Here is a 12,160-nt window from a genome sequence, read left to right on the forward strand (position 1 = left end):
GTTGCTCCTTACGAGTTGCGGAAGTCTGTGTCGTCGCGAGTTGTCGCGCGCCCGTTGACCGAAGGCTCAGTCGTGGGAGTGGAGGGGCTTGCCGGCCAGGGCCAGGTGGGCCTCGCCGAGCGCCTCGTTCTGCGTCGGGTGGGCGTGGACGAGCTGGGCGACCTCGGCCGGCAGCGCTTCCCAGTTGTAGATCAGCTGGGCCTCGCCGACCTGCTCGCCCATGCGGTCGCCGACCATGTGGACGCCGACCACGGCACCGTCCTTGACCTGGACGAGCTTGATCTCGCCCGCGGTGTTCAGGATCTTGCTCTTGCCGTTGCCCGCCAGGTTGTACTTCAGAGCGACGACCTTGTCCGCGCCGTAGATTTCCTTGGCCTTGGCCTCGGTGATGCCGACGGAGGCGACCTCCGGGTGGCAGTACGTCACCCGCGGGACACCGTCGTAGTCGATCGGGACGGTCTTCAGACCGGCCAGACGCTCCGCCACCAGGATGCCCTCGGCGAAGCCGACGTGTGCGAGCTGGAGCGTCGGGACCAGGTCGCCGACGGCGGAGATGGTCGGGACGTTCGTCCGCATGTACTCGTCGACCAGGACGTAGCCGCGGTCCATCGCGACGCCCTGCTCCTCGTAGCCGAGGCCCTGCGAGACCGGGCCGCGGCCGACGGCGACGAGGAGGATCTCCGCCTCGAACTCCTTGCCGTCGGCGAGGGTGACCTTGACGCCGTCCTGGGTGTACTCGGCCTTGGAGAAGAAGGTCCCGAGGTTGAACTTGATGCCGCGCTTGCGGAAGGCGCGCTCAAGAAGCTTGGAGGAGTTCTCGTCCTCGACCGGGACGAGGTGCTTCAGGCCCTCGATGACGGTGACGTCGGAGCCGAAGGACTTCCACGCCGAGGCGAACTCGACGCCGATGACACCGCCGCCCAGGATGATCGCGGACTTCGGCACGCGGTCCAGGACGAGGGCGTGGTCGGAGGAGATGATCCGGTCGCCGTCGATCTCCAGGCCCGGCAGCGACTTCGGCACGGAGCCGGTCGCCAGCAGGACGTGGCGGCCCTGGACGCGCCGGCCGTTGACGTCGACGGAGGTGGGGGAGGACAGGCGGCCCTCGCCCTCGATGTAGGTCACCTTGCGGGAGGCGATGAGCCCCTGCAGACCCTTGTACAGGCCGGCGATGACGCCGTCCTTGTACTTGTGGACGGCCGGTACGTCGATGCCCTCGAAGGTCGCCTTGACGCCGAACTGCTCGCTCTCACGGGCCTGGTCGGCGATCTCGCCCGCGTGCAGCAGGGCCTTGGTGGGGATGCAACCCCGGTGCAGGCAGGTGCCGCCGACCTTGTCCTTCTCGATCAGGGCGACGTCCAGGCCCAGCTGCGCCCCGCGCAGGGCCGCGGCGTAACCACCGCTACCACCGCCGAGGATCACTAGGTCGAAAACGGTGCTGGCGTCGTTCGCCACGTCACGTCCTCCATGCATGTGCGCCACGCCGGTCGTCGGTGACCGGTCGGCGGCTGGTGTCCGGCCGCTCTTTCTTCGGCCCTGTGATGGGGCCCTGTCCTGCCGAGCCCCATCTTCGCACTTGTCGGCGCGGGAAGGGACGCCGGGCCGGGGTGTGAGACGTCTGATCCATCACGTCGGGAGCTCCCGGCCAGACGAACCTGCGGATTTCGTCGACGGCGAAAGCACCGAATCCGCAAGGAGGCGGTTTCGGCCAGGACGCGCGCGGCCCCGGGCGCTGGTGCGCCCGGAGCCGAATTCCTGTTCGGAGGAGGTGTCCGGGCGTCAGCCCAGGTCGCCGGAGGCCGTCAGCTCCGCCAGCCGCACCAGCGTGCGGACGCCGGACCCCGTGCCGCCCTTGGGGGTGTAGCCGAAGGGGCCCTGCTCGTTGAAGGCGGGGCCGGCGATGTCGAGGTGGGCCCAGGTGATGCCCTCGCCGACGAACTCGCGCAGGAAGAGACCGGCGACCAGGCCGCCGCCCATCCGCTCGCCCATGTTCGCGATGTCGGCGGTGGGGGAGTCCATGCCCTTGCGCAGGTGCTCGGGCAGCGGCATCGGCCAGGACGCCTCACCGACCTCCTCGGCGGCCTCGACGATCGCCGTGCGGAAGGAGTCGTCGTTGGCCATGACGCCGAAGGTGCGGTTGCCCAGCGCCAGCACCATCGCACCGGTCAGGGTGGCCACGTCGACGATCGCGTCCGGCTTCTCCAGCGAGGCCGCCCACAGCGCGTCACCGAGGACCAGACGGCCCTCGGCGTCGGTGTTGAGGACCTCGACCGTCTTGCCGCTGTACATGCGCAGCACGTCACCCGGGCGGACCGCGGTGCCGGACGGCATGTTCTCGGCGAGCGCCAGCCAGCCGGTGACGTTGACCTCGAGTCCCAGCCGGGCGGCGGCGACGACGGCGGCGAACACGGCGGCGGCGCCGCTCATGTCGCACTTCATCGTCTCGTTGTGACCGGCGGGCTTCAGCGAGATGCCGCCCGAGTCGTAGGTGATGCCCTTGCCGACGAAGGCCAGGTGCTTGTTCGCCTTGGAGTGCGTGTACGACAGCTTCACCAGCCGCGGGGCCGCCGCCGAGCCGCCGCCGACGCCCAGGATGCCGCCGTAGCCGCCCTTGGCCAGGGCCTTCTCGTCGAGCACCTGCACCTTGAGGCCGTGCTCCTTGGCCGCGGCCTGCGCGATCTGGGCGAACGCCGCCGGGGTGAGGTCGTTCGGCGGGGTGTTGATCAGGTCGCGGGCCCGGTTGAGCTCCTCGGCTACGGCGACGGCACGCGCGGCGGCCCCCTTGTGGGCCGCGTCCCGCGGCTTGCCGCCGAGCAGCGTGGCCTCGGCGAGCGGGCCCTTGCCGTTCTTCGCCTTCGCGGCCCGGCCGTCCTTGCCGTTCTCCTTGTACGCGTCGAAGGAGTACGCACCCAGCAGCACGCCCTCCGCGATCGCGCCGATGTCGCCGGCGTCGGTGACGGGCAGCGCGAAGGCGGCCTTCTTGAACCCGCCGAGGCCGCGGGCGGCCACGCCGGCCGCCCTGCGCAGCGCCTCGGCGTCGTACCAGTCGTCCTTCTCCGGCTGCGTCCCCAGGCCCACCGCCACGACGAGCGGCGCCTTGAAGCCGGCCGGGGCGGGCAGCTTCGTCAGCTCGCCCTCGGCACCCGAGGCACCGAGGGTCTCCAGGACGTCGGCGAGGCGGCCGTCGTACGCCTTGTCCACGGCTTCGGCGCCCGGCGCTACGACAAGGTTCCCAGACCTCGGCGCAGAGCTCTTGGCGACACCGATGACGATCGCGTCGGCCCGGAGGCCGGGCGCCGCGGCGGTGCTGAGAGTGAGAGCAGTCACGGTGGTGAAATCTCGCTTCCGATGTGAAGTTCCTGTGGCCGATACGGGTGGGTCGACCGGGCCCGGGAGGCGACCACCCTAGATCCGACCGGGGGCGCGTTGCACCGGGGCCTTCACCCTGTCGGCGAACACCCGGAACGAGACTACGCGCGTGCCCGCGTTCGCTAGGCCGACACCGGCTGCGGCCACCGCCCGCACGCCGATGTCGCCCGCCACCGCGACTGGTACGGCGCCGACGGCGGTGCCCGGCACGGGCTCACCCCTGGGGGACCTCGTCCCGCATCCTGGCGCCCATCCCCTGAAACGCCCCGCTGACCGAGGTGCCCGCCAGCCGGTCGGCCAGGGACCGGCGGCTGGGGGAGAGCACCGGCAGAGCGTTGACCAGGAACAGCACCACCGCCAGCGTCCACACCAGGATCGACAGCAGGAACTGACCCTCGATCAGCAGGACGCAGGCCACGGCGTACACGGCGACGTCGGCGGCCGTGGTCACGGCGGCCCGGCGGGCGGCGTGCCGCGACAGGCGCGGGGTGACCTGGAGTCCGAGGAGCCCCTTGCCGACGGTGCGGCCGAGGAGGGCGAGACAGGACCACTGGTAGAGGAACGTGACGAGGACGAGCGCCGCGAAGGCCTCCTCCACGTCCAGTACGGCCTTGTCCCACAGCGACAGCCCCAGGTCCGCGGAGGCGTCCAGGACGTCACCGCGCGAGGTCAGCAGGTCGAAACCGCCGCGTGTCGCCAGCTCCGGCACGTCGGTGACGAGCGCGGATATGCGGTGGAAGGTGAGGACGGCGAGCACCGATGCCGCCGCGAGCACCAGCGCGAAGTCGATGAACCAGGCCAGGGTGCGGCGCAGCTTCGGCACGGATCTCCCCCGATCAACTCTCTCTCCGTGTACGGCGGAGAGATTAGCGACCCAGGCAGAGCACCACCAGCGCCGTCGTCGCCGCCGTCTCCGCGAGCCCTCCGAACACGTCGCCGGTGACCCCGCCGAGGCGGCGCGTGCAGTGGCGCAGCAGGAGTTCGGCGGCCGTGACGGCGGCGAGTACGGCGAGCGCGGCGCGGGCGATGTCGTACGCGCCGAAGAAGGCACCCCCCGCCCCGGCCGCCGCGACGACGCCGGCCGCGACGGCCAGCGCGCCGCCCGTCGGCACCACCCCGGCGACCGCCGCCCCCAGCCCCTCCGGCCGGGCGGCCGGCACCCCCCGGCGGGCGGCGAGGGTGAGCGCCAGCCGGGCGGCCGTGGCCGAGACGACGGCGGCGAGCAGGCCGCGGGCCCAGGAGTCGCCGTAGGCCTGGGCCAGCGCGGCCACCTGGGCGAGGAGCACGAAGAGCAGCGTGAGCACGCCGAACGGTCCGATGTCCGACTGCTTCATGATCCGCAGCGCGTCCTCGGCGGGCTTGCCGCTGCCCAGCCCGTCCGCGGTGTCGGCCAGCCCGTCGAGGTGCAGGCCCCGGGTGAGCGCGGCGGGTACGGCGGCGGTGGCGACGGCGGCGAGCAGCGGGCCGGCGCCGAGGAACAGCAGCAGCCCGCCGAGCGCCGCCGCGCACCCGCCGACCAGCAGACCGGCCAGCGGCGCGCACAGCATGCCGCCGCGCGCGGCCTCCCGGTCCCAACGGGTGACCCGGACCGGGAGCACGGTGAGGGTGCCGAAGGCGAAGCGCAGGCCGTCCGGCCAGGGGGCGGGGGAGGGGTCGGGGTTCGCAGAGGGCACCGGCGCAGGTTACCCGGCGGTCGGGCGGGTCGGTCCGGGCCCCGAGGTTAAAGTGCGCATATGGGAGATTGGTGGCAACGGAACATCATCGAACCGGGCAAGCTCCCCCTGCTGCTCGCCCTCGGCGCCTTCGTCCTGACCTTTGTGGTCACCCGTGTCATCACCCGCATGATCCGGGCCGGCAAAGGGCCGTTCGGCAACGTCGAGGGGGCGGGCGGGCTGCACATCCACCACGTCGTCCCGGGCGTCGTCCTCACGGTCGTCGGCGGCTTCGGGACCGTCGCCAGCGACCGGTACGGATTCGGCGGGGGCCTGTTCGCCGTCGTCTTCGGCATCGGCGCGGGCCTGGTCCTGGACGAGTTCGCGCTGATCCTGCACCTGCACGACGTCTACTGGACCGAGGACGGCCGCAAGAGCGTCGAGGTCGTCGTCCTCACCGCCGCCCTCGTCGGCCTGGTGCTCGTCGGCTTCTCCCCGTTCGGCGTCAACGACCTCTCCCAGGACGAACTCCAGGACCGCGGCACCGTCATCTCCGCCGTCGCCTCGGACTTCGTCTTCTCCCTCGTCGCCCTGGCCAAGGGCAAGCTCCGCACCGCGGTCTTCGGCGTGATCATTCCGGTCGTCGCCCTGGTCGGCGCCGTACGCCTGGCCCGGCCCGGCTCCTACTGGGCCCGACGCTTCTACCGCCGCCGCCCGCGCGCCCGCGCGAGGTGCAGCCTGCGCGCCTACCGCCACGACCGCCGCTGGCTGCGGCCCCGCCGGGCCCTGCAGGACTGGATCGGCGGCAAGCCGGAGCCCGAGGCGGTGACGCGGGCCGAGGATCAGCGGGATGGCTCTTGAGCGCTGCGGAGTGCGCCCCCGGGGCGCTCGATGCCGGCGCAGGGTCTCGGCCGCGCACAGCAGGGCGACGCCCGCGAGGGCCGCCAGGTGTTCCCTGCCCGCGAGGTTCTCCTTGACCAGGACCTCGACCAGCATCGCCGCGGCCACGCCGGCCGCCGTGACGTAGGCGCCGTACCGCCGGCCCACGTACACCGCGAGCCCCACCACGGCCGCCGACGGGCCGGTGTCCACGACCTGGGCGTCCGTGCCGGGCAGGCCCAGGGGGTGGTGCGGGCCCAGGGCGATGCCGACGCGGGCGTACAGCGTGCCGGCGAACGTGGCCATGTACGCGATGGCCAGCGTCCGCCGGCGGCCCAGGCAGATCTCGGCGATGCCGAACACGCACAGGATCTGCGCCAGCGCGCCCCACATCGGCAGGTCCAGCGCCGGGACACACAGGGAGAGGGGGGTCCGCAGCAACGCCGCCCAGAGGGGGTCCCCGGCCCGTACGGCCCCGGTGTTCTGGACCACCTGGTAGCCCCACGACTGGTTCTGCACGACCTGCAGCACCGCCGTCAGACACACCGCCCCGGCCGTCATCGGGACCGCCCGCCAGCGCCGCTTCAGCAGCGGCTCGCGCACGGTGACGTACAGCAGTCCCCATTCGGCGCGGGCCCAGCGGGCGAACGAGTTCATCTGCGGGTCTCCAGGTGCTTGCGGTGCAGCCACTTCGGCAGCCCCGGCGCTTCCAGAAACCCCTCCGCGCGAGCCGACGCCAGGCCGATGCGCAGCAGGTCCGCGCTCTTCTCGAAGAGCAGGAACCTGGGCTCCCAGATGGGCCGGTACTTGGCGTTGGCGCGGTACAGCGACTCGATCTGCCACCAGCGCGAGAAGAAGCTGAGCAGCGACCGCCACAGCCTCAGCACCGGCCCGGCGCCGAGGCGTGCGCCACGTTCGAAGACGGAACGGAACATGGCGAAGTTGAGCGAGACCTGGGTGATCCCGATCTCGCCGGCCCGGCGCAGCAGCTCGATGACCATGAACTCCATCAGCCCGTTGTCGGAGTCCCGGTCGCGCCGCATCAGGTCCAGGGACAGCCCGTGCGGCCCCCAGGGCACGAAGGACAGCAGCGCCCGCAGCTCTCCTCGCGCGTCCGTGCACTCGAGCATCACGCACTGCCCGTCCCCGGGATCCCCGAGCCGGCCCAGCGCCATGCTGAACCCGCGCTCGGTGGGCCCGTCCCGCCAGTCGTCCGCCCGCCGCACGAGGTACGCCATCTCGTCGTCCGCGATGTCCGCGTGCCGCCGGATGCGCACCGTGTACCCGGCCCGCTTCACCCGGTTGTACGCCTGCCGGACGGTCCGCATGGCCCGCCCCTCCAGCGTGAACTCGGCCACCTCCACGATCGCCTCGTCACCGAGCTCCAGCGCGTCCAGACCGTGCCGGGCGTACACGGTCCCCGCCTCCTCGCTCGCGCCCATCACCGCCGGGATCCAGCCGTGCTCCCGCGCCTGAGCCAGCCACGGCACGATCGCCCCCGGCCACGCCTCCGGGTCGCCGATCGGATCCCCGGAGGCCAGTGACACCCCGCCCACCACCCGGTAGGCCACCGCCGCCTTCCCGGTCGGTGACCACACCACGCTCTTCTCCCGGCGCAGCGCGAAGTACCCGAGCGAGTCCCGCTCGCCGTGCCGGTCCAGCAGCGCCCGCAGCCGCTTCTCGTCGTCCTCGGTGAGCGGGTCGACGGCGCGCCGGGAGCGGAAGGCGGCGTAGAACACGGCCAGCACCAGGAGCGTGCTCATCACGTTGATGGCGACGTTGACCCAGTTCGGGGACGTGATCCCGGGGAACCGGGTCTCGTCGGCGGCGACCGAGACCAGCCGCAGCGTGCCGTAGTGCCAGCGCTGCCAGAACGTCGAACGGGCCGCGTCCGGGGCCTGGTTGGTGACCGTCACCAGCAGTGCGGCCAGCAGCGAGGCGACCAGGCCGCCCCCGATCGCGACGGTCGCGGCGAGCTTGGGGTTGGACCGGTCGCCCTTGGCGTAGAACTCCCGGCGCCCGAGCAGCAGCGAGGCGACGAAGGCGGCCGTGAGGACCAGGGAGATCCAGTTCTGCGCGTACCGCCGGATCTCCGGGAACGCCATGGCGAACGCGAACAGGGCCAGGAACAGGCCGCTGAGCACCAGGTTCAGGATCCACGCGGCCCGCTTGCGGCGCCGCATGGTGATCGCCAGGAACGTCGTGAACACGCCCGAGGCGAAGCCGGCCGTCAGCAGGTACGGCGTGAAGAAGTTCTCCTGGTTGTGGCGCCGCACGTCCTGGCCCAGGGAGACCCACACGGCGCTGAGAAAGTTGATGAAGGCGACGGCGCGCAGGTACCAGACGGCGAAGGCGGCGGCCCGCCGGGACGCCCCGGTGGATCGCCGCCCGTTCTCACCCGGTCGGTCCGGGGTGGCTTCCTGATCCGCGGCAATTCGGGCATCTCCCATGAGGGAGGATCATATGGGCGTTGCTCCGACGAACCGGGATTTTCTGGCCGTACCACCCTCTCCGCCGGTTAGCCGGTCTCCCCGGACCCGGACTCGGACGGCTCGGACTCGGGCTCCTTGAGGTCCTGCTCCTCGGGCTCCTTCTCCGCCGGCTCCCGCTCGGGCAGCTCCGCCGCCAGCGCGGCCGCCGCCTGGACCAGCGGCAGGGCGAGCAGCGCCCCCGCGCCCTCGCCGACGGTCACCCCCTGGTTCAGCAGGGGTTCCAGGGCCATCCGGTCCAGCGCCTTCGCCTGCCCCGGCTCCCCGCTGTCGTGCCCGGCCAGCCACCAGTCCGGCGCCCGGAACGCGACCCGCTGCCCGACCAGCGCACACGCGGCCGCGACGACCCCGTCCAGGATCACCGGCAGCTTGCGCACCGCGGCCTGCAGCAGGAACCCGGTCATCGCCGCCAGGTCGGCCCCGCCCACGGTCGCCAGCAGCTGCAACTGGTCGCCCAGGACCGGCCGCGCCCGCCGCAGCGCGTCCCGGATGGCGGCGCACTTGCGCATCCACGCCAGGTCGTCGATCGCCAGGCCGCCCCGCCCGGTCACCACGGACGCGTCGGTCCCGCACAGTGCGGCCACCAGCACGCAGGCCGCCGTGGTCCCGCCGACGCTCACATCGCCGAGCACCACCAGATCCGTACCGGAGTCGGCCTCCTCGTCGGCCACGGCGACACCCGCCCGGAAGGCCGCCTCGGCCTCCTCCTGGGTCAGCGCGTCCTCCACGTCGATACGGCCGCTGCCGCGCCGCACCCGGTGCCGTACGACCTCCGCCGGCAGCGACTCCGGCGCGCAGTCCAGCGCCATGTCCACCACCCGCACCGGCACCCCGAGCCGCCGCGCCAGCACCGATGCCGGGCTCGCGCCCTCCAGGACCGCCCGGACCAGCTGGTCGGCGGTGCCCGCGGGCCGGGCGGAGACGCCCCGTTCGGCGATGCCGTGGTCACCGGCGAAGAGCACGACCCGCGGCCGTTCGACCGGCCGTACCGGTACGGCCCCCTGTGCGGCGGCCAGCCACTCACCCAGGTCGTCGAGCCGGCCCAGTGACCCTGGCGGCACGATCTGGCGTTCCCGGCGGACCTCGGCGTCACGGCGCACGCCCCCGTCCGGGCGCTCGATCAGATCGGTGAAGTCGTCGAGATTAAGCGAGCTCATTCGCCGAACAGTACCGGCAGCGATCGAACAGTTCCGCGCCACATCGCCACCCCACCCCCACGACGTCGTTGCACCCAAGATCGGCATCCCATACGTTCCGCTTTGCAGCGGAATGTCGTACAGGGAGTCGCCCATGCCGCCCTCGCCCCCCACCCTGGCCGACCTCGAGCGGCGCCGGGCCATGTACACCGCCGAACTCGCCCTGGGCACCGACCGGTTCCAGGAGCCGCGCCGCGACGACTGCCCCTGGTGCGGCTCGCGGCGGCTGCGCACCCGGCTGCGCGCCCCGGACCTCCTCCAGCGCAAGCCGGGCACGTTCGCCGTCGACGAGTGCCGTGACTGCGGGCACGCCTTCCAGAACCCCCGGCTCACGGCGGACGGGCTCGCCTTCTACCACCAGGACTTCCACGAGGGGCATCCGGAGGACCTCGCGGAACGCGTCCTCGCCGCGCGCGCCGGACGCCGACGCCACCGGCGCGCGGCGCGCGAGATGCTGGGGCTGCTTCCTCCCGAGCCGGAGAGCTGGCTGGACGTCGGCACGGGCGACGCCCGCTTCCCGCAGGCGGCGAGGGAACTGTTCCCGTACACGTCCTTCGACGGGCTGGACCCGACCTTCCGCGTGGCGGAGGCCCGCCGGGAGGAACGCGTCGAGGAGGCCCACTGGGGGCACCTCACGACCCCCGGGGTCCTCGACCGCCTGCGTTCCCGCTACGACGTGGTCAGCATGTTCCACCACCTCGAACACACCCCCGACCCCCGGGCCGAACTCCACGCCGCGCTCGCCGTACTCCGCCCCGGCGGCCATCTGCTGGTCGAGGTCCCCGACCCGCGCAGCGCCTTCGCCACGCTCCTGGGCAAGTGGTGGCTGCCCCACTGCCAGCCCCGGCACCTCCACCTGGTGCCCCTGGACAACCTCCGCGCGGAACTCGAATCCCACGGCTGCACGGTCCTCCGGACGGACCGCGGCACTCCCCACATCCCGTACGACCTCTCAGCCGCCCTCTCCCTGGCCCTCGGCCGCGCCTTGCCGCCCCCCGACGTCCCGTGGAGACCGGGCCCGCCGAACGAACTCCAACGGGCTCTCAGAGCGGTGCTCCTACGGGCGACGACCCCTCTGGTCGCCGCGGCGGCGCTCCTGGACCACGCCTTGGCCCCCCTGTTCCGGCGCACCTGCTTTTCCAACGCGTACCGCGTCATCGCGCGCAAGGGACTCGGCTGAGCCCCTCGGGCCGCCGCCCCCAGACCGGGGCATCGGCCCTGAACCGGCCTCGCCGTGGAACGCCGGACGGGCCGGCTGATGCGCCCGGGCGTCATCAGCCGCCCCGCAGCACCACAGCCTGCCCCGCCACCACCAGCACAACCTGCTCGCACTCCGCGGCGAACGCCGCGTTCAACCGGCCCAGTTCGTCCCGGTACCGCCGCCCGGACGAGGTCGCCGGCACGATCCCCGACCCCACCTCGTTCGACACCGCGACCACCGTCCGCCGAGCGGCCCGTACCGCCGAGGTCAGCTCCCGCACCCGCTCCCGCAACGCCCGCTCCCCACCGGACGCCCACTCGGCGTCGTCCCACGCCCCGACGGAGTCCATCGCGTCCGTCAGCCACAACGACAGGCAGTCGATCAGCACCGGTGGACCGTCCTCCCCCAGCAACGGCACGAGGTCGCACGTCTCCGCCGTATGCCACGACCCGGGCCGCCGCTCCCGATGCGCCGAGACCCGCGCGGCCCACTCGGTGTCCCCGTTCCGCGAGCCTCCGGTGGCCACGTACAGCACGCCGGGAAAGGCCTCCAGCCGCCGCTCGGCCTCCACCGACTTCCCCGACCGCGCACCCCCCAGCACCAGCGTCCGCCGCGGCACGTCCGGCACGTCCTCGTACGCCCCCACCACCAGCGTCGTCCCGTCCGGCACCGCCCGCGCCCCGGCCGCCGCCAGCCGCCGCCGCAACTCCGCCCCCGGCGGCACGTCGTGGCCGAGGTGGACGGCGACGACGTCCGTGGTCGGCCCCACCGCCCCCACCGCCCGCAGCTTGGCCAGCGCGTCCGGCCGCCCCGCGACGTCCGTGAGCGCCATGTCGTACACCTCGCCGTGCTCCGCCCCCTTCTCCAGCCCGGCCGGCGCGCTGCCCGGCGGCAGGTACAGCAGCCGCTGCCCGTCCGGCCCGGTCACCGCGTACCCGGTGCCGCCCGCGTCCATCGCCAGGGCCCGCACCCGATGCCCCGTCAGCAGCGCCAACTCCCGCCCGTCCGGCACACGCGCGGGCTGCGGCAGCCCGGCCGGCACCTCCACCGCGGGTCCCTCGTGCGGATGCGACAGCAGCACCTGCCGTACCCCGCCCAGGGAATGCCCGGCCCGCGCCGCCGCGAACACCGCCCCGGGCGTCAGGTCGAGCAGCAGCGCCCCGTCCACGAGCAGCGCGGTGGCCGCCCGCGCTTCCGGCCCGAGCGCGGCGGCGCAGGCCGCGCAGGGACAGTCGGGGCGGGGCAGTCCCGCGGGGGCACCGGTGCCGAGCAGAGTCACTTCCACGGACTGATTTTCCCGTGTCGTCGTAGGTGCCGCGCGCCTGAGGCACCCTAAGGGGCCGGGTCAGCCCCCACCGGCCCGCAGATCACCCG

At 73.1% G+C, this 12,160-nt stretch carries 9 protein-coding genes and 1 pseudogene; 2 read left to right on the plus strand and 8 right to left on the minus strand.

Annotation, left to right across the window (positions count from 1 at the left end; all coding sequences use genetic code 11):
• Positions 1-66 precede the first annotated feature (66 nt).
• The 4 genes from lpdA to ACIBBH_RS01280 all read right to left on the minus strand — a co-directional run bounded on the left by lpdA (position 67) and on the right by ACIBBH_RS01280 (position 5,042).
• Entirely contained in the window at positions 67-1,455 is a 1,389-nt protein-coding gene (gene lpdA / locus ACIBBH_RS01265; protein ID WP_399400673.1) for a dihydrolipoyl dehydrogenase, read from the minus strand.
• Between the two features lie 324 nt (positions 1,456-1,779).
• A complete protein-coding gene (locus ACIBBH_RS01270; RefSeq protein ID WP_399400675.1) occupies positions 1,780-3,327 on the minus strand; it encodes a leucyl aminopeptidase in 1,548 nt (515 codons plus the stop codon).
• 256 nt (positions 3,328-3,583) lie between these two features.
• Positions 3,584-4,192, minus strand: a complete 609-nt coding sequence (locus tag ACIBBH_RS01275) for an RDD family protein (protein ID WP_399400677.1) — start codon at positions 4,190-4,192, stop codon at positions 3,584-3,586.
• Positions 4,193-4,235: 43 nt separating this feature from the next.
• Positions 4,236-5,042 (minus strand): adenosylcobinamide-GDP ribazoletransferase, encoded by an 807-nt coding sequence (locus ACIBBH_RS01280; protein WP_399400679.1) that lies wholly within the window; start codon positions 5,040-5,042, stop codon positions 4,236-4,238.
• A gap of 60 nt (positions 5,043-5,102) precedes the next feature.
• Between ACIBBH_RS01280 and ACIBBH_RS01285 the strand changes: the two genes are divergently transcribed.
• Positions 5,103-5,882 (plus strand): hypothetical protein, encoded by a 780-nt coding sequence (locus ACIBBH_RS01285; protein WP_399400681.1) that lies wholly within the window; start codon positions 5,103-5,105, stop codon positions 5,880-5,882.
• Between the two features lie 18 nt (positions 5,883-5,900).
• Here ACIBBH_RS01285 and ACIBBH_RS01290 read toward each other — a convergent pair.
• The 3 genes and pseudogenes from ACIBBH_RS01290 to cobT all read right to left on the minus strand — a co-directional run.
• A pseudogene (locus tag ACIBBH_RS01290) lies at positions 5,901-6,557 on the minus strand (hypothetical protein); the annotation flags it as partial.
• Positions 6,554-8,350, minus strand: coding sequence for a phosphatidylglycerol lysyltransferase domain-containing protein (locus tag ACIBBH_RS01295; RefSeq protein WP_399400683.1), 1,797 nt, complete (start codon positions 8,348-8,350; stop codon positions 6,554-6,556). The pseudogene ACIBBH_RS01290 and the gene ACIBBH_RS01295, both read right to left, overlap by 4 nt.
• Before the next feature lie 68 nt (positions 8,351-8,418).
• Complete coding sequence (gene cobT / locus ACIBBH_RS01300; RefSeq protein ID WP_399400685.1) at positions 8,419-9,546, minus strand: nicotinate-nucleotide--dimethylbenzimidazole phosphoribosyltransferase; 1,128 nt, start codon at positions 9,544-9,546, stop codon at positions 8,419-8,421.
• A 133-nt stretch (positions 9,547-9,679) separates the two neighbouring features.
• Here cobT and ACIBBH_RS01305 point away from each other — a divergent pair, with 133 nt between their 5' ends.
• A complete protein-coding gene (locus ACIBBH_RS01305; RefSeq protein ID WP_399400687.1) occupies positions 9,680-10,765 on the plus strand; it encodes a class I SAM-dependent methyltransferase in 1,086 nt (361 codons plus the stop codon).
• Between the two features lie 94 nt (positions 10,766-10,859).
• Here ACIBBH_RS01305 and ACIBBH_RS01310 read toward each other — a convergent pair whose 3' ends face one another.
• Positions 10,860-12,071, minus strand: a complete 1,212-nt coding sequence (locus ACIBBH_RS01310) for a bifunctional adenosylcobinamide kinase/adenosylcobinamide-phosphate guanylyltransferase (protein WP_399400689.1) — start codon at positions 12,069-12,071, stop codon at positions 10,860-10,862.
• Between the last annotated feature and the right edge of the window lie 89 nt (positions 12,072-12,160).

Source organism: Streptomyces sp. NPDC051636, from assembly GCF_044453765.1.
Taxonomy (GTDB): domain Bacteria; phylum Actinomycetota; class Actinomycetes; order Streptomycetales; family Streptomycetaceae; genus Streptomyces.